Below are 25,939 nucleotides of genomic sequence, written 5' to 3'. Positions count from 1 at the left end.
TCCGCTGTTGAGCGGGCCGCCGTCGCGTTTGCGCGACGCAGAAACGGAAACAGAGATGAACCAGCATATCACGGCGCCGGCCGAAATAACGGACTCGGTGCCGATCGCCCGCACGGAAGATGTCGTGCGCCTCGTCGACCTGAAGCGCCGCTTCGGCGCTACGGCGGCGCTCGACGGCGTCTCGCTCACGGTACGCAAGGGCGAGATCCTCGGCATCATCGGCCGCAGCGGCGCCGGCAAGTCGACGCTGATCCGCTGCCTGAACGGCCTGGAGCGGCCCGATTCCGGCGAGGTCTTCATCGAGGGCCGCGAGATCAGCCGGCTGGGCGAGCGTGAATTGCAGCCGCTGCGCCGCCGCATCGGCATGGTGTTCCAGCACTTCAACCTCTTGTCGGCTAAGACCGTCGAGGAAAACGTCGCGCTGCCGCTCAAGATCGACGGCCGGCCGCGCCCCGAGCGCTTGGCGCGCGCAGCGGAACTGCTGCAGCTCGTTGGCCTGTCGGAGAAGGCGAAGGCCTATCCGGCGTCGCTGTCGGGCGGGCAGAAGCAGCGCGTCGGCATTGCCAGGGCGCTGGCCGCGCGGCCGGCCTTGCTGCTCTCCGACGAGGCGACCTCGGCGCTCGATCCGGAGACGACGCGCTCGATCCTGGCGCTGCTCAAGGACATCAATTCCAGGCTCCGCCTCACCATCCTGCTCATCACCCATGAGATGGAGGTGATCCGCTCGATCGCCGATCGCGTGGCGGTGATCGATGCCGGGCGGATCGTCGAGGAGGGCGCCGTCTGGCAGGTCTTTGCCAATCCGCGATCGGAAATAACCCGCAGCCTGCTCGGCGGCATCCGGCCGCAGCTGCCGCCCGAGATCGCGAGCCGGCTCGCCGCGGGCGAGGGCGCGGAAACGATCCTCAGGATCGATGTGGCGGGTGAGGCGGCGCGTGGCCCGCTGCTGTCCGATCTGAGCGCCAGCGTGCCTGCGCCGTTGCGCCTCGTGCATGGCGGCATCGACCATGTCCAGAATCAGCCGGTCGGCACGCTGTTCCTCGCCGTCCCCGGAGCTGATACCGGCCGTCTCGCGCAGACAATCGCATTCCTGAAAGACCGCGGCGCGCGGGTGGAGGTGCTTGGCCATGTCGCCGGTCCTGTTTGAACTCCTGCTCCGCTCGGTGTGGGAGACCGTGCTGATGACCGGCGCCTCCGGTCTGATCTCGCTGGTCTTCGGCCTGCCGCTCGGGCTCGCCTTGATCGCCACCGATCGCGGCGGCATCGCCGAAAGCCTTTGGGTCAATCGCATACTCGGCGCGGTGATCAACGGCTTCCGCTCCGTCCCCTTCATCATCCTGCTGGTGGCGCTGATCCCGGTGACGCGGCTGATCGTCGGCACCTCGATCGGCACCTGGGCGGCGATCGTGCCGCTGTCGATCGCGGCAACGCCTTACTATGCCCGCATCGCCGAGGTGTCGCTGCGCGAGGTCGATCACGGCCTGATCGAGGCGGCCCGCGCCATGGGCGGCAACCGCTGGACGATCATCCGCGAGGTGCTGGTGCCCGAGGCGCTGCCGGGCATCGTCGCCGGCTTCACGGTGACGTTGGTGACACTTGTCGGCGCCTCGGCCATGGCCGGCGCCATCGGCGCCGGCGGACTTGGCGATCTCGCCATCCGCTACGGCTACCAGCGTTTCGAGACCAGCGTGATGATCGCCGTCGTCATCGTGCTCATCGTTCTGGTCTGCGGCATTCAGTGGATCGGCGACCGGCTGGTCGCGCGGCTGGATCATCGCGGATGAGCGACGTGCGACAAGCGGCATCGAACGCAATTTGCCGCAAAGCCCATGAATTGAGCGGAGGCTTGCTCCGTTTTCAGTGAGATTGGTCGCCACGTTTCTTCACCCGCAAAGGCGCGCATGTCATCGTGCGGCGGGGTCGCAAGTTGCCGTAAGAGGAACCTGTCCATGGCCAGAATAATCCCGGTGCTCGATCTCGACCGCCTTGAGCAGGGCCAGTCGGAACTGCGGACTTTCTTGTTTGATCTGCGCACCGCCGCCCGCGATGTCGGCTTCTTCTACCTCAGCGGCCACGGCATAACGCAACCGGATATCGACGGCGTGCTCAACGCCGCGCACCGCTTCTTTGCTCTACCGGAAGCCGACAAGCTTGGCATCGAAATGGTGAAGTCGCCGCAGTTCCGCGGCTACACACGCGCCGGCGGCGAACTCACCAGGGGCAAGGCCGACTGGCGCGAGCAGCTCGACATCGGCGTCGAGCGCGCGACTATTCCACAGGGACAAGGCGTGCCGGCCTGGACGCGCCTGCAAGGCCCGAACCAGTGGCCGGCGGCGCTTCCCGATCTGCAGCCGGCGCTGCTTGCCTGGCAGGCCAAGGCGACCGGGGTGGCGATCCGGCTGCTCAAGGCTTTCGCGCTATCGCTCGACCAGCCCGAGGACGCCTTCGATCCGATCTATCGCGGCGAGCCGAACCATCGCATGAAGATCGTGCGCTATCCCGGTCGGGACGTCACCGGCCACGACCAGGGCGTCGGCGCGCACAAGGACGGCGGCTTCCTCACCCTTCTGCTGCAGGACGAGAACAAGGGGCTGCAGGTCGAGTATGACGGCAGCTGGGTCGATGTGGATCCGATTCCGCAAACGCTGGTGGTCAATATCGGCGAACTGCTCGAGCTCGCCTCGAACGGCTATCTCAGGGCAACTGTGCATCGCGTCGTCACGCCGGCGGCCGGCGTCGAGCGGATCTCGGTGCCGTTCTTCTTCAGCGCCCGGCTCGACGCGACGATCCCGCTGCTCGACCTGCCGGAGGAACTGGCGGCCGAGGCGCGCGGCCCGGCCAGCGATCCCGATAATCCGCTGTTCCGCGACGTCGGAACGAATGTGCTGAAGAGCCGGCTGAGGTCGCATCCCGACGTGGCGAAGCGGCACTATGCCGACCTGCTGGAAAAGGCAGCGGCGGCCGGCTGAGCTTTGCCCGTGGCCAAGCGATATTTTTTCGCGTTTTTGGCATTTTTTGGAATTCTGTTCGTCGCAAACCGGCCGGCCAAGGCCCAAATAACGGGTGTCGTCCGGTGTTTTCCTCCCATTGCGCCGGACGATGTTCCCCTCTGAAGGTTATGACCTTCATTTCTTGGCCGGGCCGCTTTCGCGCCCGGCCTTTTTCTTTCCAGTGGAAACAAAGGGGTCAGGCGAAGGCGATGCGGATCGCACCAAAGGGCCCGAAATCCGAAACGAACCGGTCGCCGTGCCGGCATTCGACCGGCCGGATGAAGGAGCCCGACAGCACGAGCTGTCCGGCGTCGATTTGCATGCCGTATTGGTGAAGCCGGTTGGCGAGCCAGACGATGCCCTTGGCGGGATGGTCGAGCACCCCGGCGCCGAGCCCCGTCTCCTCGACCTCGCCATTGCGCGACACGATGGCGCCGACCCAGCGCAGGTCCGCCTCGCGCGGACCGGCCGAGCGGCCGCCGACGACGATGCCGGCATTGGCGGCATTGTCCGAGATCGTGTCGAAGAAGGTCCTGATTTTGCCGGTCTCCTTGTTCATCCGCTCGATGCGGGTGTCGAGAATCTCCAGCGCCGGGGTGATATGATCAGTGGCGTCGAGCACGTCGTCGATCGACACGTCCGGGCCGGCGAGCGGGGCCTTCATGACGAAGGCGATCTCGGCCTCGATGCGTGGCTGGATGAAGCGGCCGGCCGGCACCGTGCCGCCATCCTCGAAGAACATGTCGTCGAACAGAATGCCGGAATCCGGAATGTCGATACCCAGCGCCGATTGCATTGCCTTCGAGGTCAGGCCGATCTTCCAACCCTTGACCGTGAGTCCGGACGCCGCCTTCCGCTTCACCAGCGCCGCCTGCACGCGATAGGCGTCGTCCATCGTCGCTCGGGGAAAGTCGAGGCTGAGCAGCCCGATCTGGCGGCGGTCGCGCTCGGCTTCGAACAGCCGCTGTGCGGTGTCCTCGACTTGCTGCTCCGTCATCATCGGTCGGCCCCTTCGTCCACGACGCCGTTGCTAAGCCGCCCGATGCCGTCGGCCTCGACCTCGATGACGTCGCCCGGCTTCAGCCACACCGGCGGATCGAAACGGGCGCCGGCGCCCGTCGGCGTGCCGGTGACGATGACGTCGCCCGGCACCAGCGTGGTGAAGGTGGAGATGTAGTTGATGATCTTGCGGAAGGAAAAGATCATGCGTCCGGTGCGGTCCTGCTGGCGCACCTCGCCATTGACACGGGTGGTGAGCGATATATCGGCGATCTGCGTCTCGTCGGCGAACGGCACCAGCCACGGCCCGATCGAACCGGTTCGGTCGAAATTCTTGCCCTGCGTGACGTTGAACTTGGCGTGGCGCACCCAGTCGCGGATGGTGCCTTCGTTGCACAGCGAGAGCGCCGCGATATGGCTGAGCGCGTCAGCCTCGGCGATGCGCCGGCCGCCCTTGCCGATGACGATGACGATCTCGCCCTCATAATCGAGCTGCGGCGATTCCGGCGGCCGCACCAGCGGCGCGCCATGGCCGACGAAAGAGCGCGGAAAGCGGATGAACAGCGACGGGTTCGAGGGTGCCGCCTGCCCATCCTTGTACTCCTCGTTGCGGTCCGGATAGTTGACGCCGACGCAGATGATCTTTTCCGGGGAGGGGACCGGGATCGCGTAAGCGATGTCCTCGACCCGGAAATCGGCAGCGAGGCCTTCCGCCTCCTCAGCAAGTTTCACGAGCGCGCCGGCCTCGATCACCTCGCGCAGCGTCGGCCATTCTTTGTGGCGCGCCGAAAGGTCAACGACGCCTTTGCCAGTGATAGCGCCGTAGCGCGTCTTGCCGCCGGCGGTGAAGGTGGCGAGGCGTCCCGCGCTCATGCTGGAACTCCACATGGAAGCTGCCGATCTCCCCCCAAGTGGGGGAGATGTCCGGCAGGACAGAGGGGGGCGCGAAGGAACGCAGTCATCGCAAATTATGAACTCAAGGCGCCACAATCGGCGAGGCCGCCAGGTCGGACTGGCGTGGCGTCACGTCGGCAAAGACGCTGCCTTCCTCGAACCAGCTTCTGGGCGCCGGCGCGCCCCACAGCGTCTGGCGCTGCGGGTCCTTCAGGTCCCATTTGATCGGCTCCAGGTCCGGATCGACCGTCTGGTAGTCCGAGCAATAGATCTCGATGCGGTGGTTGTCGGGGTCGCGGATGTAGAGGAAGAAGGCGTTGGAGATGCCGTGTCGGCCGGGGCCGCGCTCGATGTTGCCGACATAGCCGGTGGTCGCCATCAGGTCGAGCAGGTCGATGATGTTGAGCGGCGTCGGCACCCAGAAGGCGACATGGTGCAGGCGCGGGCCGAGGCCGTTGGTGAAGGCGATGTCGTGCACGCCGCCCTTGCGGTGCATCCAGGCCGCCCACAGCTTCCCGGTCTCGGCGTCCTCGGTGTATTCTGTCACGCGGAAGCCGAGCTCGTTGTAGAAGGCGACCGCCTCATCGACGTTCGGCGAGAAGCAGTTGAAGTGGTCGATGCGCAGCGGCTTCACGCCGTGATAGAGCGCGTATTTCTGATGGATCGGCGGCAGCCGCTCCATCCTAGAATAGAACTCGAGCGGAATGCCGTGCGGATCGCGCGTCCGGAAGGTGCGCGACTGGTACGGCCGCTCCACCCATTCCACCGGCAGGTCCTTGGCCGCAAAGAAATGCGCCGCCTTGTCGAGGTCCTCGTCGGAAAAAACCTTGAAGCCGAGGTCGCGTGCTTCCGGCGTCGTGGCCTTGCGCAGCACGATGCAATGATGGCCGCGCTCTTCCAGCGCGCGCAGGTAGATGGCGTTGCTGGTCTCGTCGGTCACCTGCAGGCCAAGCGTGTCGACATAAAACGCGCGTGATTTCGCCAGATCCGTCACAGCCAGCTCGACATGGCTGAGCCGCACGATGTTGAAGGCAGGGTAGAGGTTGGGTTGGGGCAGGGCCATCTTGTGTCTCCGGTCAGCCGCCGAGCTTCTGGATCGAATGCGGCGCCGTGGCGAACGCGATGTTCTTGGTTTCCATGTAGAAGTCGAACGACCAGTCGCCGCCGTCGCGGCCGATGCCCGAGCTCTTGACGCCCCCGAACGGCGTCGGCAGGTGGCGCACATTCTCCGAGTTCACCCAGATCATGCCGGCGTCAAGGGCGTCGGTGAAACGGAGAGCGCGAGTGACGTCGGAGGTCCACAGATAGCCGGTGAGGCCGTATTGGGTGTCGTTGGCCAAAGCCAGTGCCTCGGCCTCGTCCTTGAACGGGATCGCGGTCAGCACCGGCCCGAAGATTTCCTCCTGGGCAATGCGCATCTTGTTGGTGGCGCCGACGAACAGCGTCGGGCTGACATAGCAGCCACCGCCAGGGCCGGCGAACTTGCCGCCGCCGGCGGCGACGACCGCGCCTTCCGATTTGCCGATCTCGATATAGGACAGCACCTTTTCCTCATGCACCGGATGGATCAGCGGCCCGACCACGGTTTCGGGATCGAGCGGATGGCCGATCCTGATGCGCTTGGCCTTCTGCGCCACCAGGTCGGTGAACTTGTCGTGGACGGAGGCCTCGACCAAGAGGCGCGACGACGAGGTGCAGCGCTCGCCGTTCAGCGAATAGATCATGAAGACGGCGGCGTCCGCGGCGCGCTCCAGGTCGGCGTCGGCAAAGACGATCACAGGGTTCTTGCCGCCGAGCTCGAAATGCACGCGCTTCAGCGTCTCGGCGCCCTGTTTCATGATCATCGAGCCGGTGCGGCTCTCGCCGACAAAGCCGATCGCCTTGATGTCGGGGTGCTCGGTCAGCGCCCGGCCGGCATCCTCGCCAAAACCGTTGACGAGGTTCCACACGCCCTTGGGAAGACCCGCCTCCTCGGCGATCTCGACCAGCAATCTCGCCGTCAGAGGCGACAGCTCCGCCGGCTTGTGCACAATGGTGCAGCCGGCTGCGAGCGCCGGCGCGATCTTCCAGGTCGACAGCATGAAGGGCGTGTTCCACGGCGTGATCACGCCAACGGGGCCGATCGGTACGCGCGTCGTCAGATTGACCTGGTTCGGCGCTCTGAGCGAGCGGCCGTCACGCGCTTCCGGCGCGCGGTCGGCATAGAAGCGGAAATTCTCGGCGCCGCGCAATGCAGCCTTGGCCATGAACTTTAATGACTGGCCAGTGTCCATGCATTCGACGAAGGCGATCTCCTCGGCTCGCGCGACGATGGCGTCGGCGATTTTGTGGAGCAGCTTCTTGCGCGCGTCGCCCGGGATCGCCGCCCAGTCACGGAAGGCGGCCTTCGCCGCCTTGGCGGCGCGGTCGATGTCAGCGTCCTTGCCGCGCGCAACGGTGGCGATCGGTTTCAGATCGATCGGCGAGATCGTCTCGTATGTCGAACCGTCGGCGGCAGGCACCGCTTCGCCGCCGATCTGGTTGAGCACGCCATTTTTCCGGAAGCGTTCGAGATAGGCTTCGGCCTTCCTCAGATTGTCGTCCAGTGCCGCCATGGGTTCTTCCTGTTGATTGCCTGCCGTGCCCGTTCACTTGCGACGCAGGCGCGGATGAATGGCGTTCTTCTTCCAGCTGAGCTCGGCGTCGATCTCGCGGATCTCGAGCGACAGCGCGAAATGTGGTGTGGCGAACAGCGATGCGAGATGATGCGTGACCGCAGCGAAGATCGCCTCGCCGGCGCGTTTCTTTTCCTCGGTGCTGCGGCCCTTGCCGATGCGGAAATTCATGTCGATGAAGCCGTTCTCTGAGAGCCGGTCGGCGATCGCGTAAGACACGGCGCGGAAGGCACGCACCCTCACCGCGCCCGGCTCGAACAGGCCGGTCTCGAGGATGGTGCGCGAGACCAGCGCGCAGAGTGCGCCCATGTCGACCTTCGCGTCGAGATTCGCCGAATATTCGATCGCCATGTGTGGCAAGGGTCTCCTCCACCTTGTAATTAACATGTGAATTACATCTTGACGACGGAATGTCAAGCGTCGTTGTCTATGCGCCGTGGCGACTTGGGAAGCAGGATTGCCGGTCCCAACGAAATCGCGGATATAACTCGCCAGCCGTCAAATTTTGTCACGAGTCGCTAGCGGAAACTGGAATTGGAGACCTGACCTTGCTACCGCCCAGCACCCGCCGTTCTTTGCCCATGGCACTTCTGCGCGCCCGCGAAGTGATCATGGCGCATTTCCGGCCGATGCTTGCCCGCCACGACATCACCGAGCAGCAATGGCGCGTGCTGCGCGTGCTTGCCGAGACAGGCCCGCTGGAGGCGACCGAGCTCGCCAACCGCGCCTCGATCCTGCCGCCCAGCCTCACCCGCATCATCAAGGCGATGGAGGAGCGGGGCTTCATCACCCGCAACAGGGTCAAGGACGACGGGCGCCGCGCGCTGCTCGCCATCAGCCCGGCCGGCGTGGCGCTGATCGAGGAACTCGCGCCCGAGCGCGTCGCAATCTACGAGGCGATCGAGAAGCGCTACGGCGCCGAAGAGCACGAGCGGTTGCTGGACATGCTGGAGAGCCTGATCCAGTCGGAGTCGACGGGGGGCTGATCCTCACCCTCCAAAACTGCCCAACGCGCTCGGCTGCATGTAGTTTCGCCCGACATAAAGCAGCGCCGCCTCGTCGCTGCCGTGGCGGATGTCGACGACGCGGCCGAACATCACATTGTGCGTGCCGACCTTATTCACCGTGCCGATCTCGCAGTCGAAGCTGACGATGGCATCTAACAGCGCCGGCATGCCGGAGGGCATGGTCTGCCAGCGCGCCGCATCGTAGCGCTCGGCCATGTCGCGGATCGCGCCTGCAAACTTCGCCGCAAGATGCATGTGCGACTGCGTGAGCACGTTGACGCAGAAGCGTTGGTTCTCGAGGAACATGCCTGTCTGCGCCGAGCGTTCGTTCATGCACACAAGCAGCGTCGGCGGATCGTCGGAAACGCTGCACATGGCGGTCGCGGTGAAGCCGCCGCGTCCCGCCGGACCATCCGTGGTGACGATGTTGACCGGCGCGCAGACCCGCGCCATTGCCTCGCGGAATTCCAGCCTCGAGACTTGTGCTTCCATGGCTCCTTCCATGGCCAGCCTCCGGTCAGTTGGCCTGGGCCGAGAGCGGCGGCAGCCATGTGTCGCCGGTCCAGCCCTTCTCGTCATAATCGGCCATGCAGGCGTCGACCAGCTCCTCCATCTGCTTCAGCCGTCCGCCACGCTCGGCGCCCTTCAGCACCTGCAGCCGCACCTCTTCCGGCGCGCCGGCATAGTTGAGTTCGTAGAGCGCGTGGCGGCCGCCAAATTCGGTGCCGGTCGCGTCCCACAACAGCTTCATAATCTTGATGCGCTCGACATGGCCCATGTCGTTGGAGCCACGCACATATTGCGCGAGATAGCGGTCGATCTCCGGATTATCGAAGTCCCGCACCGAGGAGGGCAGGTAGATCAGCCCCGATGCGATCACCCGCCGCACCGTGTCGATGACGCGCTGATAGGCCTCCGACATGAAGGTCCGGTAGGCCAGCGCGGCTTCGAGATTGGGCAGCACCGCGCCGTTGGCCCACGGAATGGGATTGTGCGCCATCGCGTTGGAAAAGCTCCAGAACATGTGGCGCAGCCCAATCACCTCGCCGAGCGCCGCCTGGTTGCCGCGGAAGGCATCGCCGCCTGTCGCGCGCAGCGCCTTGGCGAGCAGCCCGGCGAGGAAGTCGAGCTTGACGGCGAAGCGTGTGCACCCTTGGAAGCAGTAGCCGTGCATGAAGCCCGAGGCCGGATGGAAGGACAGGATCTTCTGCGCGTCGCGCAGCACCAGCACGTCCTCCCAGGGGATGAAGACGTTGTCGAGCACCAGGATCGCGTCGTTCTCGTCGAAGCGCGATGACAGCGGATAGTCGAAGGGATGACCGACGGTGTTCGCCGTCTGCTCGTAGGAGACGCGGCAGAACATCTTTATGCCCGGCGCGTTCATCGGCACGATGAACATCACCGACAGCGACGGATCCTCGGTCACCGTCGCCGAGCTCTGTGCCAGGAAATTGTAATGGGTGAGCGCCGAGGACGTCGCCACCACCTTGGCGCCCGACACCCAGATGCCGGCGTCGTTCTCCTTTGTGATGTGCACGAACACGTCCTTCACCTGCTCGGCGGGCTTGTGGCGGTCGATCGGCGGGTTGACGATAGCATGGTTCATGAACAGGACCGCTTCCTGGGCGCGTCTGTGCCAAGCGCGCGCATTGTCCTTGAACGGGCCGTACCATTCGGCATTGGCGCCGAGCGTGTTCATCAGCGCCGCCTTGTAGTCGGCAGTGCGGCCCATCCAGCCATAGGTCATGCGCGCCCAATGCGCGATCGCGCTCTGCTGTTGGGCAAGCTCGGCTGCGGAATGGGCGACGCGGAAATATTTGTGCGTGTAGCCGCCGGACCCGGTATCGCTGGGCGAGGTCAGGACCGCTTGCTGGGCCGGATCATGCAGCGCGTCGTAGAGGCGCGCCAGCGAGCGGACCGAATTGCGCATCGCCGGATGGCTGGTGACGTCGGCCACCCGCTCGCCGTTGATATAGACCTCGCGCCCGTCGCGCAGGCTCTCCAGATATTCGGCGCCCGTGAACGGCCGTTTCGTGTCGGCCCGGAAATCTTCCGATCGCATCATGATCCTCCCTTGATGATTGGAGAGTAGCCGGGCGCGGCACGATGGTTTATGGACGAAAGCGCAAAACCGCTTGGATTTTTTCCGGCAGCCAATGAGCCAGACCGCGATTCCGGAATTCTTCGTCTACGGCGAGCCCGCGCGGGCGCTCGACGTCGGTTTCCTGCATGTCGAGACCGTTCAGGCGCGCGCTTCCGTGCATCGCGGTCGGGTTCTCGCCCACAAACACCCGCAGATGGCGCAGATCACTTTCTGGACAAGCGGCAGCGGCGTCTACCGGATCGAGGACAAGACCTGGAGTTTTTCGGCACCGACCGTGAGTTTTATACCGAGCGGCGTGGTGCACGGTTTCGACATCGAGCAGGGCACGGATGCCATCGTCGTTTCGATCGCGGACGCAGCGCTTGCGGCCATCGCGGAGCATTCCGCGCTGCCGCTCGATCAGCCCGTCTTCGTCACCGGGCGGGGTGAGGTCGCGCTGTGGGAACGGCACGGCAACATGATCAAAATGATCCAGGCCGAATATGCCGAGGCGCAGGCCGGCATGGAGAAAATCCTGCCAGCGCTGGTCGCGGTGGCGCTGTCGGGCATTGCCCGCCTTGACGCCCAGTCGCATGCGGTGACGGTGCCGGCCACGGTGGCGCTCGGCGGGCGGCTCAGGCGGCTGATCGACCGCCATTTTCGCGACGACTGGCCGGTCGAGCGTTATGTCGAGGAGCTCGGCACCACCAGGCATCTGCTCGACAAGGCGGCGCACCAGGTGCTGGGATCGGGCGTGCGGCAGGCGATCGGCGAAAGACGTCTGGTCGAAGCCAAGCGCCTGCTCCTCTTCACCATACGCACGGTCGAGGATATCGCTTACGAAACCGGCTTCAACGACCCCGCCTATTTCTCGCGCTTTTTCCGCCAGGCCGTTGGCATGGCACCGGCGATGTGGCGGAGGGAGCGGCTGGGAAGAGCGAGTAGTGAGTGGCGAATAGCCAGTAGCGAGTAGGGGAAAGTTCGGCCCCTACTCGCTACTCGCTATTCCCTATTCGCTAAGCGGCAGCGGCCGTCAGGCCAGCATCCAGCGCCTCGCCGATCTTCGCCACATCGGCGGAAGAGATCACCAGCGGCGGCGACAGGATGATGGTGTTGCCGGAGACGCGCAGCATCACGCCGGCGCCGTAGGCGGCGTCCGCGATCGCCGCCATCGTCTTCTTGTCTGCCGGCTTCTTGGCGGTGCGGTCAGAGACCAGCTCGAGCGCGGCCATCAGGCCCTGGTAGCGGACGTCGCCGATAAGCTGATGCTTGGCCTTCAGCGCTTCCAGCGCCCTGCCGAGCTCGATACCGCGCGCGGCGGCGTTCTCGTTGACGGCCAGCCGCCTGGTTTCGGCGAGCGCCGCCAGACCGGCCGCGCAGCCGACCGGATGCCCCGAATAGGTGTAGCCATGGCCGATCGCGCCGAAGCTCGTCTTGTCGGCCTCGAAGACATCGGCGACTTTGGCGCCGATCAATGTCGCGCCGAGCGGGAAATAGCCCGAGGTGATCGCCTTGGCGATGGTCATGAAATCGGGCTTCACGCCGGAGAGCCGGGAGCCCGCCCAGGCGCCGGTACGGCCGAAGCCGGTCACCACCTCGTCGGCGATCAAAAGGATGTCGTGGCGATCGCAGATCGCGCGCACCATCGGCATGAAGCTCTCATGCGGAACGATGACGCCGCCGGCGCCAAGCACCGGCTCCATGATGAAGGCAGCGATCGTGTCGGCGCCCTGGAAGGCGATTTCGTCCTCGATTGCCCGGGCGCAGAGTTTTGCCAGCCTCGCCGGGTCGGTCTCGTCGAACGGGTTGCGATAGGTCCACGGCGCGGGTGCGTGGAAGACGCCGGGCAGAAGCGGCTCGTAGTTGCGACGGAAATTGGCGTTGCCGTTGACCGAGGCGCCACCGAAATGGGTGCCGTGATAGCCCTTCTTCAGCGCCAGGAATTTCGTGCGGTCGCCCTGGCCGCGGATCTTCCAGAATTGCCGGGCGAGCCGCAGCGCCGTCTCGACCGAGTCCGAGCCGCCTGAGGTGAAGAAGGCGCGCACCATGCCTTCCGGCGCGAACCATTCGGCGAGCTCGTAGGCGAGTTCGATCGACGGTCCGGTCGAGGTGCCGCGAAAGCCGGAATAATAGGGCAGGGCGTCGAGCTGCGAAGCAATCGCCTTCTTGATAGGATCGCAGCTGTAGCCGAGGTTGACGTTCCACAATCCGCCGACGGCGTCGAGCACCGTGCGGCCGTCGACGTCGGTGACCGAGACGCCTTCGCCCTTCATGATGATCTTCGGCGGCGTGGCCCGCATTTCGGCCGGGTGCGCCATCGGATGCCAGATCGGCTTGGCGTTGTTCTCGGTGAGGAAGTTTATGTCACGCATCGGGAGGACTCCGGGTTTTTCCGATTAGGAGAGCGTCAGGCCGAAAGAACCGAGCGCCTCGGCATAGCTTCGCGCCGGCTGGGCGACGTCGAAATGCACGGCAAGCATGCCGGCGGCAATCGCGCCGTCGACATTGCGCTTCTGGTCGTCGACGAAGACGCAGGCCGGGAGTGGCAGCTTCAGCGCCTCCCCGACCATCGCATAGGCTTGGCGGTCGGGCTTGAGGACCTTGGTATAGGTTGCGTCGACGATCGCATCGAACAGCGCAAGCAGCGGCAGCCGCTCGCGAAAGGACTTGCCGTAGAACAGGTCGAGCTCGTTGGAGAGGATGGCGAGCCGCACGCCGGCTTCATGCGCGGTGCGGATCGCCTGCTCGGCCTCGGGCCGGATCACGGCCTGCGGTTCGGCGCCGCGCGCCCGCTGCACCAAGGTCGACATGTCCCGCCAGTCCTCGCCGACCAGCCGGCCGACCTCGCGCGTGCGCGTCTTCCAGTAGTCGCGCTCGCTGATCTCGTCGGCCTGCATCGAGCGCCACAGCGCATCCGAGGCCGGGTCGAACGGCCCGCGCCAGTTGAGCGTGCCGGGCTTGAGGCCGAGCGCATGCTCGGTGAGCGGATGCGTTTCGAACAGCGTTCGCGTGACGACGCCGCCGAAATCGAGCACCAGCGCGTTTGGCGATGGGCCGCTCATCATGCGGCCTGCCTGCGGCCCGGCGGAACGATGCCTTCAGCCACCCAGCGATCGAAGATCTCCAGCGCCTTGTCGCAGAAGGCGGCATCGTTGATGTGGCCGGCGATCTCGTGCAGCTCCGCGTTTTCAGGCACGCTTGCCCGCATCTCCTCGACAAAGGCGGACAGCGCCTCCGGCTCGTAAAGCGGCTCGCCCTCCTGGTCCCATTGCTGGATGCCGCCGGCGGGCAGGATGAAGGCGGTCGGTCCCGTCGCCGCGGCAAGCTTGTCGCCGATGGCGCGCGCGATCTCCTTGCGCGTCGCGCCGTCCGAGGTCACCGAGGCGAGCAGCCGGTTATGCGCATGGTAGGGCCGCTCGGTGAAGCGGGCAGGCACGGCCTGCCATGTCGGGAAATCCACCATGTCGATGGCGCCGGGCGCGACGATCTGCGGGATGCCCTGGCGTCCGGCATTCTCCAGCCGGTCGGTGCCCGAATTCACCACCGAGCCGGTCAACTGATTGGCGAGTTCCTGCAGGCTGAAATCCAGCACCGCGACGAAACCCTTCTGCGCCGCGATCGCCTCAAGCGCCCGTCCACCCATGCCGGTGGTGTGGAAGACGATCACCTCATAGCCGCGCTTTTCCAATTCCGGCTTCAGCGTCACCATATATTGCAGGCAGCTTTTGCCGAGCGAGCTCATGCCGATCCGAGGTCTTGCCTCGTCCGGCTTGACGACGGCGCGCGCCGCCCCCACCACCGCGCCGCAGGCCTGCGACAGCACCGCCTCGCAGGCGCTGTTCAGGCCATAGAGGCCGCCCGCCCACAGGATCATCATCAGGTCGGTGGCAATGCGCTCCGGCGGCAAGAGATGCGAATAGGCAATCGTCGAGACGACGAATTTCGGCACGCCGAGCGGCAGCGCAAGCGCCACATCGAGCGCAAGGTCGGTGCCCATCGAGCCGCCAAGCGCGATGACGCCGTCGATCTCGCCTCTGTCATGCAGCGAGCGGGCAAGCCGCGCCGCACCCAGAGCCATCAGCGTCATCGCCGTATTCTCGTCGCCGCTGGCGATGATCGCCTTGATCGTCGTGTCGGCGGCGTGCGCCACCGCATGCCGGTCGTGTTCCGGCCGGTAGGGCGGGTCGCCAAGCACGCTGACGTCCATCATAACCGCGATGCCGCCGACCGCCTCGATGCGCTCGCGCATGAACAGAAGCTCGTCGGCCTTGGTGTCGCCGGTGCCGATAACCAGGATACGGCGCGTCTCCTCCACAGTCAGTCTCCCTACAGTGATGTTGTTGCTATGCGCGCTTTCGGCCCGGCAGGCCGTGTCGCCCGAAAAGCCGCTCGCTGATGTCACGCGCCGCCACCGCGACGCCAGCGCCGTGGCGCTCGATGTCGCCCGCGTGGACGCGCGCCCTGGGCGCGGCGACCGCGATGGTGCCGATGGCGAAGCCGTCAGCGCCGAGGATGGGCGCGGCGACGCTGAGCACCCCTTCCTCATAACCTTGCGAGCCGGTCGAATGGCCGCGCGCGCGGGCGGCGGCGATATGCTCGGCGAGCGTTCCCGCATCACCGATGGTGTGGGGCGTGAACGCCGGCAGCGGCCCGGCCAGGACCGCTTCGCGGATGCGCTCTTCGCTGAACGCCAGGAAGGCGATACCCGAGGCCGTCGCATGCATCGGCAGCACGTCGCCGAGCTGCACGCTGACACGGTTGGCCTTGGCCGATTCGACGACGTGGACGGTGATCAGGCCGCGCTTTGAATATTCCGAGAGATGCACGGTCTCGCCGGTCTCCGCCGCCAGCGCCTCGACCACCGGCGCCGCGATACGCAGGAACGGAAACTGCCCTTCGCGCATCAGCGCCAGCCGCGCGATGCCGGCGCCCAGCCGGTAGAGCCGCGTGGTTTCGTCCTGCTCCACCAGCCCATGCGCAATCAGGGACACCAGCAGCCGGCGGGTCGTCGCCTTGTCGAAACCGGCGCGCCTGGCGAGATCGGCAAGCGTCGTCTCGGGCGCGCCGCTGCCCAGCATTTCCAGCAGCGAAACGGCTTTGGCCACCGTGCTCATCGTGTCTCCGATCCTCCATCAGATACTTAACGTGCGAATTAACTTGACAGCAAGTCGATTCCTTTGCAAGTCTAATATCGAAATGCCGTTACAAATAATGAAATGATCATCAGGCCCGCCAGAAGGCCATCGGCATCTCAGGGACACTTGGCTTCCGCAGCGCGGAATGGAGGGAAAAATGACGACTATTGAAGCCGCCGAGGTGAACCGGCTGAGGAAGAACAGCCTCGGCGTCGGCGCCATCACTTTCATGGTGATCTCGGCCGCCGCGCCGCTCACCGCTGTCGCCGGCGGCACGCCGCTCGGCATGCTCATGGGCAACGGCGCCGGCTTTGCCGGCACCTATCTCATCGTGACGCTTCTTCTGCTGCTTTTCGCGGTCGGCTATGTCGCCATGTCGCGTCATGTCGGCAATGCCGGCGCGTTCTACGCCTACGCCGCGCGCGGCCTCGGCGGCCTCGCCGGCGGCGCCACCGCGCTGATCGCGATCCTGTCCTACAACGCCATGCAGATCGGCGTCATGGGCCTTCTGGGTGCTGCCACCGCCGGCCTGTTCGCCGGCTGGGGCATCAATCTGCCCTGGTGGGTGTGGAGCTTCATCGCCATCGCCATCGTCGCCGTGCTCGGCTACCGCCAGGTCGACCTGTCGGCCAAGATCCTGACGGTGCTGGTGCTGGCCGAATATGTCGTGGTGCTGATCCTCGACCTGGCCGTCCTCAAGACCGGTGGCGACAGCGGCTTGTCGGCGGCACCGTTCAGCTGGAGCCAGATAACCAGCGGCGCGCCGGCGATCGCCATCCTGTTCTGCTTTGCCGCCTTCATCGGCTTCGAGGCGACGACGATCTATGCCGAGGAGGCGCGCGACCCCAAGGTTACCATACCGCGCGCCACCTATTTCTCCGTCGTCCTGATCGGCCTCTTCTACATGATCACCGCCTGGCTGATGGCAGTGGGTACCGGCATCGATAAGCTCTTGCCGTCGCTGCAGGCGCTGCAGGATCCGACAACCTTCCTGTTCGGCCTGTCGGACCGCTATGCTGGAACGCTGCTCACCCACGCCATGAGCATCCTTTTCGTATCGAGCCTGTTCGCCGGCGTGCTGGCGTTCCACAACGCGGTCGCGCGCTACATCTACGTCGCCGGCCGGGAAAAACTCCTGCCGCAGACCATCGGCGTGACGCATTCGGCGCATCAGAGCCCGCATGTCGCATCGGTCATCCAGACCGTGCTCGCCGTCATCGTCGTCGGGCTCTTCGCCGTGCTCGGCCTCGATCCGGTTCTGGCGCTGTTCTCATGGCTCACCAACGTCGCCACGCTCGGCGTCATCGTGATGATGGCGGTGGCTTCGCTCGCCGTCGTGATGTATTTCCGCGCCAATCCGTCCGCCCATGAGAATGAGTTGAAGACCACGATCCTGCCGGGGCTGACCTTCATCGCCTTCGTCATCATCATCTACCTGATCGTCATCAATTTCGGCAGCCTGTCGGGCGCGGGCGGCTTCCTCGGCGTGTTCCTGCCGGCGCTGGTGCTGATCGCGGCCGTGGTCGGACTGCTGCTGGCGAGCGGGTTGAAGAGCCGGGATCCGGTCGCCTTCGAAAATCTCGGTCTGCCGCTGAAGGATTGATGGACAGACGGGGCGGCGGCGACGCCGCCCCTTCCCACCAAACGGGAGCAGCGGCATGAGCTTTGCCGAGAGCATCACTGTCGAGGCGCTGGAGGCCGATCCTTATCCGATCTATGCGCAATTGCGTCGCAGCGCCCCTGTTGCTTTCGTGCCGGCGGTCAACCTGTGGTTCGTCACCCGCTGGAAGGACGTCGAGAGCGTCGCGAAATCACCCGAGATATTCTCGGCGGTTGTCGGCACCTCACCGGTCGAACGCTCCTTCGGCAGGCCGACCATCCTGACCACCGACGGCGAGGTCCACAAGCAACTGCGGCAGGGCGTCGACCCGAAATACCGGCCGCGCACCGTCGCTTCCTATGCCGGCGAGCTCGTGCGCTCGATCGCCGAGCCCTATCTTGACAAGATCGCCGCGCAGGGCTCGGCCGAGCTGATGGCCGACTATTTCGAGCCGGTGTCGACGCTGAGCCTGGCGCGCTCGCTCGGCCTTGCCGATGTCGACATGCCGACCCTGCGGCGCTGGTTCTACGGCCTCGCTCAGGGCGTCATCAATTTCGAGAACGATCCCAAGCGTCAGGAGATCGCAGACGCGATCAGCGCCGAAGTCGGCGCCGCCGTCCAGCCGACGCTGGAGAGGCTCACCCGCGAACCCGACGACTCGGCCTTGTCGCACATGCTGCATGACGGCATACCGGAGGGCTCGGCCCGTTCGATCGATTTCCTGATGCCGACCATCAAGGTCATCCTGCTCGGCGGCATGCAGGAGCCGGGCCATGGCGCCGGCTCCATTCTTGTCGGCCTTCTTACCCATCCCGAGCAGCTGCGGCAGGTGCGCGGCGATCTGGAGGCCTTCGTGCCGAAGGCCGTCGACGAAGGCCTGCGCTGGGTGGCGCCGATCGGCACCCAGACGCGCCAGACGACACGAGACGTCGAGCTCGGCGGCGCCATCATTCCCGCCGGCGCGCCGGTCGCGGCGCTGGTTTCCTCGGCCAGCCGTGACGAGAGCCGCTTCAGCGATCCCGACCGGTTCGATATCGCCAGAGACGAGGGCAATCACGCCGCCCTTCGGCTTCGGCCATCATTTCTGCTCGGGCCGTTTCTTCGCGCGCGAGCAGATGTGCCTTGCGGTACGCTTGCTGCTGGAGCGCTTTCCCGATCTGCGGCTGGTTCCGGGCAAGGAGCCGGTCTTCCGCGGCTGGGAGTTCCGCGCGCCGGCGATACTTCATGTAGCCTTTGGAGCCAATCGACGATGATCAGCCAGGATACCATCGACACGCTGAGCAAGGCGGAGGTCGGTGCGCGGCAACTGTTCATCGATGGCACCCAGATGGACGCGCAGGGCGGCGCCAGCCTGCCGGTGATCTCGCCGATCGACGGCCGCTCCTTCGCCAGCATCGCCGACGGCGGCGCCGCCGATATCGACCGCGCGGTGGTCTCGGCGCGCAAGGCCTTCGAGAAAGGCTCCTGGTCGCGCGCGACGCCAGCCTTCCGCAAGAAGGTGCTGACGAAATTCGCCGAGCTGGTCGAGAAGCACGCGCCGGAGCTGGCGGTGCTCGGTGTGCGCGACAACGGCACCGAGATCAACATGGCCTACAAGGCTGAACCGCTCTCGGCCGCCGGCACCATCCGCTACTATGCCGAGGCGATCGACAAGGTCTATGGCGAGATCGCGCCGACGGCCGACAACGTGCTCGGCCTGATCCACAAGGAGCCGCTCGGCGTCGTCGGCGTCATCGTGCCGTGGAACTTCCCGCTGATGATCGGCGCCTGGAAGATCGCGCCGGCTTTAGCCGCCGGCAATGCGATCGTCGTCAAGCCGCCGGAAATAGCCTCGCTCACCCTTCTGCGTCTTGCGGAACTCGCCGCCGAGGCCGGACTGCCGGAAGGCGTCTTCAACGTCGTCACCGGCAGCGGCTCGGTCGCCGGCGAGGCGCTCGGCCTGCATATGGATGTCGACGCCATCGCCTTCACCGGCTCGGGACCGGTCGGCCGCCGACTGCTGGAATATTCCGCCCGCTCCAATTTGAAGCGCGTCTTCCTCGAGCTTGGCGGCAAGTCGCCCAACATCGTCTTCGCCAATGCGCCGGACCTGAAGCAGGCGGCGGTCGTCTCGGCCAACGGCATCTTCCGCAATTCAGGACAGGTCTGCGTCGCCGGCTCGCGCCTGCTTGTCCAGGCCTCGATTTACGACAGCTTCATGGATGAGCTTCTCAAGGCCACCACGAAGCTGAAGGTTGGCGACCCGCTCGACCTCTCAAGCGACATCGGCGCGGTGTCGAGCGCCGAGCAATTGACCAAGAATCTCGGCTTCGTTGCGAAAGCTGAAGAGGAGGGCGCCCGCCTCGTCACCGGCGGCGAACGTATCCTGACCGAGACCGGTGGCAGCTACATGGCGCCGACGATCTTCGACAACGTGACCGAGGAGATGCAGCTCGCCCGCGAGGAGGTGTTCGGCCCGGTGCTCGGCGTCTTGCGCTTCGAGACCGAGGAAGAGGCGGTGCGCCTCGCCAATGCGACCGTCTATGGCCTTGCGTCTGCCGTATGGACATCGAACCTGTCGACGGCGCATCGCATGGTGCGGGCCATCAACGCTGGCGTCGTCCACGTCAACACCTATGGCGGCGCCGACATCACGGTACCGCTCGGCGGCTTCAAGCAGTCCGGCTTCGGCCGCGACAAGTCCCTGCACGCCATCGAGAAATACACCGACCTGAAGACGGCGTGGATAGCGCTGGGTTGACCCTTCAAGGGTTGCCAAGAATGAAATCGCCGCATCGGTCGCCGATCATGATTGCCGGCGCGTTGGTGTTGCCGCTGGTCAGCCCCGGCATGATCGAGGCGTCCGCGATGCGCAGGCGCGGCACGCCGCGCACGCGAAGCTGCGGGTCGACAACCGCCCGGTCGTCCGTTCCCATCTGGCAGGTGCCGCAGGGATGGTAGACGGTCTTGGCGTGGCGGATGATGTGGTCGACGATTGCCTCGTCGCCGAGGTCGTCGGCGTTGCCAGGCGCGATCTCCTCGGCGACCACCTCACGCAGCGCCGGCTGGCGCAGGATGGCGCGCGCCACTTTCATGCCGGCTAGCAGCAGGGCGAGGTCGTCCGGGTGCGATAGGAAGCCGGTGGTGAAACGGATCGGGTCGCGCGCATCGCGCGAACGCAGCCGTACCGAGCCGCGCGATTTCGGCCGCAGCACGCATGGGTTCAGCTCCATGCCGTGGCGTTCGATCGAGCCGTGCTCGGCGCTTTCGATCATCACCGGCAGCACATGGAACTGCACGTCGGGCCGGCCGTCGCCGTCGGTGTCGAAAAAGCCGCCGCTCTCGACCACGTTCGAGGTGAGCAGGCCGCGGCGGAACAGCAGATATTCGATGCCGTGCCGCAGCGCCTTCAGCCCGCGATCCTCGCCGAGCAGCGAGACCGGCTTGCGCGTCAATGCGTAGAGGGGTGCTGCGACATGGTCCTGCAGGTCCTGGCCGACCGCCGGCATGTCGCGGATGACGGGGATGCCCATCTCGGCGAGATGCGCGGCCGGGCCGAGGCCGGAAAGCATCATCAGCTTCGGCGTGGCGAGCGCGCCGGCGGTGAGGATGACTTCCCCTTTCGCCGAGGCCGAATGGCTCTGCCCGTCCGGCGTCGTGTAGGATAGGCCCGTCGCAGCGCCGTTCTCCAGCGTCAGCCCGGTCACCAGCGCGTCGGTGACGACCTTGAGGTTGGCTTTGCCGGCGAGCGGGCGCAAAAACACCTTCGCCGCCGACTGACGCTCACCGTCTCCTGTCGTCGTTTGGTAGAAGCCGACGCCTTCCTGCCGCTCGCCGTTGAAGTCGTCATTGTAGCGGTAGCCCGCCTGCTGCGCGGCCCGCACATAGGCGAGCGACAGCGGATGCCGGTAGCGCGGATCCGAGACCGGCAGCGGGCCTTGATTGCCGTGCCTTTCGCCGGCCAGGCGCTCGTTGCGTTCCAGTCGTCTGTAGACCGGCAGCACGTCGTCCCAGCCCCAGCCCGGACAGCCAAGGTCGCGCCAGCCGTCATAGTCCTCCGGCTGGCCCCTGATGTAGAGCATGGCGTTGATCGACGAGCCGCCGCCGAGCGTGCGGCCTTGCGGGATTGGCAGCGAGCGGCCGCCGACGCTGGGCTCCGGCTCCGACTGATAGATCCAGCTGCGCGCTGTGCCGATCACCTTGGCGAAGGTAGCGGGCATGTCGATCAGCCTAGTGTTGTCGGCCGGCCCGGCCTCGACCACCAGCACGCGCTTGCCTGCGGCGACCAGCCGGCTTGCCAGCGTGCAGCCGGCCGAGCCCGCGCCGGCGACGATGTAATCGTAAACTTCGGTCATTTCGGTCAGGCGTAGCGCATGATGGCGGTCTTGGTCTCGAGGTAACCCTCGATCGCCGCGCGGCCATGCTCGCGGCCGATGCCGGACTGCTTGAAGCCGCCGAAGGGTGCGGCCGGGTCGAGCGTGTTGTGCGAGTTGACCCACACCGTGCCGGCCTTGAGGCCGTGGATCGCCGTCATCGCCTTGCCCATGTCGCGGGTCCAGATCGAGGCCGACAAGCCGTAGCGCGTGTCGTTGGCGATGCGGATCGCCTCGTCGAGGTCGGCAACGGGCATCGCCGCCACGACAGGGCCGAACACCTCCTCGCGCACGATCTCCATCTCGGGCTTGACCTGATGCAGGATGGTCGGCGCCACATAGTGGCCCCTGGCCGGCACCGGGCGCGCGCCGCTCACCCGTTCGGCGCCGGCCGCCAGGCTACGCTCGACAAAACCCTGCACACTCTGCCGGTGCTTGGCCGAGACCAGCGGATTGATCTGCGCCTCGGCATCCCGGCCGGCGCCCATCGTCATGCCGTCGGCGATCTCGGCCAGACGCGCCAGCGTGCGGTCATAGATCGACTTCTCGATCAGCAGCCTCGCCGCCGAGGTGCAGACCTGCCCCTGGTTGAAGAACATTCCGAGCCCGGCAAGCAGCGGCTCGATGCCGTCCTCCATGTCGGCCAGCAGGATCATCGGCGACTTGGAGCCGAGCTCCAGCGTGAAGCGCGCGACGCGATCCACCGCGGCGTGGCCGACACGCTTTCCCACTTCCGTCGAGCCGGTGAAGGTCAGCTTGTCGATGCCGGGATGGCGGATCAGCGCCTCACCGGTAACGGCGCCGCTGCCTGTGACGATGTTGATGACGCCGGGCGGGAAGCCCGCCGCCTCGATCAGCTCGGCGAGCCTCAGCAGGCCGAGCGGCGTTTCCTGCGGCGGCTTCAATACGATCGTGCAGCCGCAGGCCAGCGCCGGCGCGATCTTCCACATGCCGATCAGCAGCGGGAAGTTCCAAGGCACGATCGCGCCGACCGCGCCGACCGGCTCCATGACCGTCATCGCATGGTGCTTGGCGCCGGGCGGCACGGGAATGGAGACCTGGAAGGTCGAGCCTTCGATCTTGGTTGCCCATCCCGCATAGTAGCGCAGCCAGTCGACCGTGCCGCCGGCGCTGAGCATGCGGGCGACGCCAAGCGACTTGCCGTTCTCGATGCTCTCGATTTCGGCGAGCAGATCCGCATCGGCATCGATCGCGTCGGCAAGCTTCAGCATCAGGTTCTGGCGGTCGACCGGCCGCATCGACGCCCATGGCCCTTCGAGTGCGGCGCGCGCGGCGCTGACCGCCTGGTCGACCAGCTCAGCGCCGCTCTCCGGCACATGCGCGACGATCTCTCCGGAAGCGGAATCGTCGATCGCCAGCCCGTCGCCGGCGAGACCGTCGACGAAGCGCCCATTGATGAACGGCCGGTGCGGACGCGACAGGAATGCGGCGGCGGCGGCGCTGATCGGTGGCACGGTTCTCTCGTTCACGCCATCCTCCTCGAAGCTGATGAACATTTTTAGAGACGGTTACGGAGCGCACCGACGCGCTTCAAGCCGCCGGATGCGCGAGTGCGCGCTCAGTCAAAACAAAGTTCCCGCTCGGACAAGACTGCCCCCGCCTTGCCGGTCAAGATCACACTCTCATCGAATTGCGCAGACCGCGCGCGGTTCTGGCTGCAGATTGTCACGGAGGTGGCTGCGATTGAGCGCGTTTCTCGGCAATCCGATGGTCACCACGGCCGCGCTGCCGCTTGTGCTCGGCATCGCGCTTGCTCTGCTTTCGCGTTTTGTTGTGCCGGCGTCGTCGCCGGTGCTGACGCTGCTTTGGGCGGCGCCGCTTCTGTTCTTCTACTGGGACACGCTTGGCCCGCCGGTGGTGCCGCCGGTCGCCGCCAGCCAGAAGCTGATCTATCTCGCCTTTGCCGGCATCATCATCGGTCTGTTGCCCGCGCGCGTGCTCGGTTCTCGGACGTCCAACCTTCTTGCCGTTGCCACTCTCGTGGCGGCATTCCTGTGGCTCGGCTGGCGGCGCATGGCCTCCGGCTCGCTCGACCTGCCGATGATCGCCACTGTTGTCGTCGGCCTGTTGACGATCATCGGCGCCGCGAGGCTGATCTCCACGCAAGCCGCTCCGTCGCCCTCGGCCGAAGAGCCGTTCCTGGCGCCCGCGGCCGTGCTCGCCCTGTCGCTTTCCGGTGCCATCGTCTCGGTGCTCGGCGCCTCGATCGTCACCGGACAATTGCTCGGTTCGCTTGCCGCGCTGACCGGCGGCTGGTGTCTTGTGCAATATGTCGCGACACTGCACGGCAGAGCGGCCGGTGGATGGAGCAAGGGCGTCGAATTCCTGCTGCTCTACGCTGCCGCCACCGTGCTGATCCAGGTGGCGCTGCTGGCGCCCAAGGCCAATCCCGCGGCGCTCATCCTGTCGTCCTTGCCGCCGACCGTGGCCGTGCTGATGCGCGGCCGGCTGCAAGGCCTGCTTCCCGGCATGCGGCCCTTGCGGCCGCCGATCGCCGGCCTCCTGATCGCCATCCCGGCGATGCTGGCCATGCTCGCGGCGATCGTCTGGGCGCCGCACGGGGCAGCCCTCGGCTTTTCATGAGCCGGGTCCGACAAACAGAACCAACAACAGGGAGAAACATGTGACGACGAAAAAACTGATTGGCGCGCTCGCTTTCGCGGCCGCTTCCATGCTGGGATCGGCCGCCTGGGCGGACAATTACGAGATCGACGGCCAGCACGCCTGGGTCACCTTCACCGTCAAGCACGGCATCTATGGCATCGCCCATGGCCAATTCGACGCCGTCAAGGGCACGATCGCGCTGGACAAGGCCGATGTCTCGAAAAGCAGCGTCAAGGCCGAGCTCGATGTCGGCTCGGTCCACACCGCCTTCGATCAGCGCGATAGCGACCTGAAGGGGCCGGACTTCTTCAACGCGGCCGAGTTCCCGACCATCAGCTTCGAAAGCACCAAGGTCGAGAAGGTCGACGACAAGACCGGCAAGGTCACCGGCAATCTCACCATCAGCGGCGTTGCTAAGGAGGTCACCCTCGACGTCAAGCTGCTCAACGAGGCGCCGGCGCCGTGGGATGCGACGCTGACCAAGGCAGCTTTCAGCGCCACCGGCAAGATCAGCACCGCCGACTTCCCGATGGCCAAGGCGGCAGACGGCTTCGGCCTCGGCCCGGACGTCGACATCGTCATCGATCTCGAAGCGATCAAAAAATAGCCGCCCGAGGGTGGGCGGTCGCCGCGCGGCCCGTGAAGGTCGCGCGGCACTTTGCAAGACCGGCGGCGAAGTGCGCGCTCAGTCAAAACAAAGTTCCCGCTCGGACAAGACGGCAAAACCTAGCCGTCGCACACTCCGCATCGACGATCGACGACATTGGGCCTCTCGCCTGCAAGGGCGGCAACCCCGCTAGGACGGCAGCAATGAGATTTTCCGGCAAGACGGCATTCATCACCGGCGGCGGCACCGGCATTGGTGCTGCGGTCGCCCGCCGCATGGCCGGCGAGGGCGCCAAGGTGGTGCTGATGGGCCGGCGGCGCGAGCCGCTCGAAGCCGTCACCAGAGACATAGGTGGGCTGGTGGTGCAGGGCGACGCCGCCGACGCGAAAGCAGTGCGCGCCGCCCTCGCCGAGGTCCATGCGAAGGTCGGCCCGGTCGACATTCTGGTCGCCAATGCCGGCGGCCATGGCGTCGGCCCGACCGCGACGATGAGCGACGAGACCTGGGCGCTGGCGACGCGCACCAATCTCGATACCGCTTTCGTCTGCGCCCGCGAATGCCTGCCCGACCTGATCGCGCGAAAGGGCAATATCGTCGTCGTTGCCTCGATCGCCGGCCTGTTCGCCGGACCTGCGGCGGCCGGCTACGTGACCATGAAACATGCCTGCGTCGGCTTCGGCAAATCGCTGGCGCGCGATTATGGCCGCCAAGGCGTGCGCACCAACATAATCTGCCCGGGCTGGGTAGCGACCGCCATGGCCGACGAGCAGATGCAGGTGATCGTCGAGAAGCACGGGCTGGGCTCGATCGATGAGGCCTACCGCCTCGTCACCAAGGACGTGCCGCTCGGCCGCCCTGCGACGCCCGAAGAGGTATCCAACGTCATCTGCTTCGTCGCCTCAAGCGAGGCGGCGATGATGAACGGATCGATCCTGACCGTCGACGGCGGCGCCACTGTCGTCGATCTGCCGACGCTCGCTTTTGTCGATTGAT

At 65.8% G+C, this 25,939-nt stretch carries 23 protein-coding genes and 1 pseudogene; 11 read left to right on the top strand and 13 right to left on the bottom strand.

The window, feature by feature from the left end:
- Nucleotides 1–55: 55 nt before the first annotated feature.
- The 3 genes from EH240_RS19555 (at nucleotide 56) to EH240_RS19545 (ending at nucleotide 2,969) form a co-directional block, all read left to right on the top strand.
- Complete coding sequence (locus tag EH240_RS19555; RefSeq protein WP_125001495.1) at nucleotides 56–1,147, top strand: methionine ABC transporter ATP-binding protein; 1,092 nt, start codon at nucleotides 56–58, stop codon at nucleotides 1,145–1,147.
- The gene (locus tag EH240_RS19550) at nucleotides 1,128–1,784 is read left to right on the top strand and encodes a methionine ABC transporter permease (protein ID WP_125001492.1); all 657 of its coding nucleotides are present in this window, start codon (nucleotides 1,128–1,130) and stop codon (nucleotides 1,782–1,784) included. The genes EH240_RS19555 and EH240_RS19550 overlap by 20 nt, the downstream gene beginning before the upstream one ends.
- A 165-nt stretch (nucleotides 1,785–1,949) precedes the next feature.
- Entirely contained in the window at nucleotides 1,950–2,969 is a 1,020-nt protein-coding gene (locus tag EH240_RS19545) for an isopenicillin N synthase family dioxygenase (RefSeq protein WP_125001489.1), read from the top strand.
- Nucleotides 2,970–3,186: 217 nt separating this feature from the next.
- Here EH240_RS19545 and hpaH read toward each other — a convergent pair whose 3' ends face one another.
- The 5 genes from hpaH to EH240_RS19520 form a co-directional block, all read right to left on the bottom strand.
- The gene (hpaH, locus tag EH240_RS19540) at nucleotides 3,187–3,990 is read right to left on the bottom strand and encodes a 2-oxo-hept-4-ene-1,7-dioate hydratase (RefSeq protein WP_167484076.1); all 804 of its coding nucleotides are present in this window, start codon (nucleotides 3,988–3,990) and stop codon (nucleotides 3,187–3,189) included.
- Nucleotides 3,987–4,862 carry a fumarylacetoacetate hydrolase family protein gene (locus EH240_RS19535; RefSeq protein ID WP_125001486.1) on the bottom strand — a complete coding sequence of 292 codons (876 nt, stop codon included), beginning with the start codon at nucleotides 4,860–4,862 and terminating at the stop codon, nucleotides 3,987–3,989. Before EH240_RS19535 ends, hpaH begins: the two co-directional genes overlap by 4 nt.
- Nucleotides 4,863–4,965: 103 nt before the next feature.
- Entirely contained in the window at nucleotides 4,966–5,946 is a 981-nt protein-coding gene (gene hpaD / locus EH240_RS19530) for a 3,4-dihydroxyphenylacetate 2,3-dioxygenase (protein WP_125001483.1), read from the bottom strand.
- Between the two features lie 13 nt (nucleotides 5,947–5,959).
- Complete coding sequence (gene hpaE, locus EH240_RS19525; RefSeq protein ID WP_125001480.1) at nucleotides 5,960–7,477, bottom strand: 5-carboxymethyl-2-hydroxymuconate semialdehyde dehydrogenase; 1,518 nt, start codon at nucleotides 7,475–7,477, stop codon at nucleotides 5,960–5,962.
- Nucleotides 7,478–7,510: 33 nt separating this feature from the next.
- Complete coding sequence (locus EH240_RS19520) at nucleotides 7,511–7,897, bottom strand: 5-carboxymethyl-2-hydroxymuconate Delta-isomerase (RefSeq protein WP_125001478.1); 387 nt, start codon at nucleotides 7,895–7,897, stop codon at nucleotides 7,511–7,513.
- Nucleotides 7,898–8,118: 221 nt separating this feature from the next.
- On the opposite strand from EH240_RS19520, the gene hpaR reads away from it, so the two are divergent.
- The gene (gene hpaR, locus EH240_RS19515; protein ID WP_245436191.1) at nucleotides 8,119–8,523 is read left to right on the top strand and encodes a homoprotocatechuate degradation operon regulator HpaR; all 405 of its coding nucleotides are present in this window, start codon (nucleotides 8,119–8,121) and stop codon (nucleotides 8,521–8,523) included.
- A 3-nt stretch (nucleotides 8,524–8,526) separates the two neighbouring features.
- On the opposite strand, the gene EH240_RS19510 is transcribed toward hpaR, so the two are convergent.
- Both EH240_RS19510 and EH240_RS19505 read right to left on the bottom strand, forming a co-directional pair.
- Complete coding sequence (locus tag EH240_RS19510; protein WP_125001473.1) at nucleotides 8,527–9,036, bottom strand: flavin reductase; 510 nt, start codon at nucleotides 9,034–9,036, stop codon at nucleotides 8,527–8,529.
- A 25-nt stretch (nucleotides 9,037–9,061) separates the two neighbouring features.
- A complete protein-coding gene (locus EH240_RS19505) occupies nucleotides 9,062–10,606 on the bottom strand; it encodes a 4-hydroxyphenylacetate 3-hydroxylase N-terminal domain-containing protein (protein WP_125001574.1) in 1,545 nt (514 codons plus the stop codon).
- Nucleotides 10,607–10,700: 94 nt separating this feature from the next.
- Between EH240_RS19505 and EH240_RS19500 the strand changes: the two genes are divergently transcribed.
- Entirely contained in the window at nucleotides 10,701–11,600 is a 900-nt protein-coding gene (locus tag EH240_RS19500) for a helix-turn-helix domain-containing protein (RefSeq protein WP_125001470.1), read from the top strand.
- Between the two features lie 43 nt (nucleotides 11,601–11,643).
- Here the strand turns inward: EH240_RS19500 and EH240_RS19495 are convergent, their stop codons facing one another.
- From EH240_RS19495 to EH240_RS19480, 4 genes are read right to left on the bottom strand one after another with little or no spacing between them, the layout of a single operon-like run.
- On the bottom strand, nucleotides 11,644–12,999 hold the full coding sequence (locus tag EH240_RS19495) for an aminotransferase class III-fold pyridoxal phosphate-dependent enzyme (RefSeq protein WP_125001467.1): 1,356 nt from the start codon (nucleotides 12,997–12,999) through the stop codon (nucleotides 11,644–11,646).
- Nucleotides 13,000–13,023: 24 nt separating this feature from the next.
- Nucleotides 13,024–13,689: an HAD-IA family hydrolase gene (locus tag EH240_RS19490; protein WP_125001571.1), complete on the bottom strand. Its 666-nt coding sequence runs from the start codon at nucleotides 13,687–13,689 to the stop codon at nucleotides 13,024–13,026.
- Entirely contained in the window at nucleotides 13,689–14,942 is a 1,254-nt protein-coding gene (locus EH240_RS19485; RefSeq protein WP_125001568.1) for a Tm-1-like ATP-binding domain-containing protein, read from the bottom strand. Before EH240_RS19485 ends, EH240_RS19490 begins: the two co-directional genes overlap by 1 nt.
- A 28-nt stretch (nucleotides 14,943–14,970) precedes the next feature.
- Nucleotides 14,971–15,741 (bottom strand): IclR family transcriptional regulator, encoded by a 771-nt coding sequence (locus EH240_RS19480; RefSeq protein WP_125001464.1) that lies wholly within the window; start codon nucleotides 15,739–15,741, stop codon nucleotides 14,971–14,973.
- 178 nt (nucleotides 15,742–15,919) lie between these two features.
- Here EH240_RS19480 and EH240_RS19475 point away from each other — a divergent pair, with 178 nt between their 5' ends.
- The 3 genes and pseudogenes from EH240_RS19475 (at nucleotide 15,920) to EH240_RS19465 (ending at nucleotide 20,102) form a co-directional block, all read left to right on the top strand.
- Nucleotides 15,920–17,365 carry an APC family permease gene (locus tag EH240_RS19475; protein ID WP_125001461.1) on the top strand — a complete coding sequence of 482 codons (1,446 nt, stop codon included), beginning with the start codon at nucleotides 15,920–15,922 and terminating at the stop codon, nucleotides 17,363–17,365.
- Nucleotides 17,366–17,420: 55 nt separating this feature from the next.
- Nucleotides 17,421–18,344, top strand: a pseudogene (locus EH240_RS39900) (cytochrome P450 family protein); the annotation flags it as partial.
- A gap of 267 nt (nucleotides 18,345–18,611) precedes the next feature.
- The gene (locus EH240_RS19465; protein WP_125001459.1) at nucleotides 18,612–20,102 is read left to right on the top strand and encodes an aldehyde dehydrogenase; all 1,491 of its coding nucleotides are present in this window, start codon (nucleotides 18,612–18,614) and stop codon (nucleotides 20,100–20,102) included.
- A 4-nt stretch (nucleotides 20,103–20,106) separates the two neighbouring features.
- Here the strand turns inward: EH240_RS19465 and EH240_RS19460 are convergent, their stop codons facing one another.
- Together EH240_RS19460 and EH240_RS19455 are read right to left on the bottom strand one after the other, a co-directional pair.
- On the bottom strand, nucleotides 20,107–21,696 hold the full coding sequence (locus EH240_RS19460; RefSeq protein ID WP_125001456.1) for a GMC family oxidoreductase: 1,590 nt from the start codon (nucleotides 21,694–21,696) through the stop codon (nucleotides 20,107–20,109).
- Nucleotides 21,697–21,701: 5 nt separating this feature from the next.
- Nucleotides 21,702–23,204 carry an aldehyde dehydrogenase family protein gene (locus EH240_RS19455; RefSeq protein ID WP_125001453.1) on the bottom strand — a complete coding sequence of 501 codons (1,503 nt, stop codon included), beginning with the start codon at nucleotides 23,202–23,204 and terminating at the stop codon, nucleotides 21,702–21,704.
- Nucleotides 23,205–23,418: 214 nt separating this feature from the next.
- Between EH240_RS19455 and EH240_RS19450 the strand changes: the two genes are divergently transcribed.
- From EH240_RS19450 to EH240_RS19440, 3 genes are all read left to right on the top strand, one after another.
- Complete coding sequence (locus tag EH240_RS19450) at nucleotides 23,419–24,318, top strand: hypothetical protein (RefSeq protein ID WP_125001450.1); 900 nt, start codon at nucleotides 23,419–23,421, stop codon at nucleotides 24,316–24,318.
- Nucleotides 24,319–24,358: 40 nt separating this feature from the next.
- Nucleotides 24,359–24,946 (top strand): YceI family protein, encoded by a 588-nt coding sequence (locus tag EH240_RS19445; RefSeq protein WP_125001447.1) that lies wholly within the window; start codon nucleotides 24,359–24,361, stop codon nucleotides 24,944–24,946.
- Nucleotides 24,947–25,149: 203 nt separating this feature from the next.
- Entirely contained in the window at nucleotides 25,150–25,938 is a 789-nt protein-coding gene (locus EH240_RS19440) for an SDR family NAD(P)-dependent oxidoreductase (RefSeq protein ID WP_125001444.1), read from the top strand.
- Nucleotide 25,939: the final 1 nt, after the last annotated feature.

The sequence above is a fragment of the Mesorhizobium tamadayense genome (genome assembly GCF_003863365.1).
GTDB lineage: Bacteria > Pseudomonadota > Alphaproteobacteria > Rhizobiales > Rhizobiaceae > Mesorhizobium > Mesorhizobium tamadayense.
The sequence above is the reverse complement of the archived record's forward strand: the minus strand, read 5'-3'. Positions and strand labels throughout refer to the sequence as shown.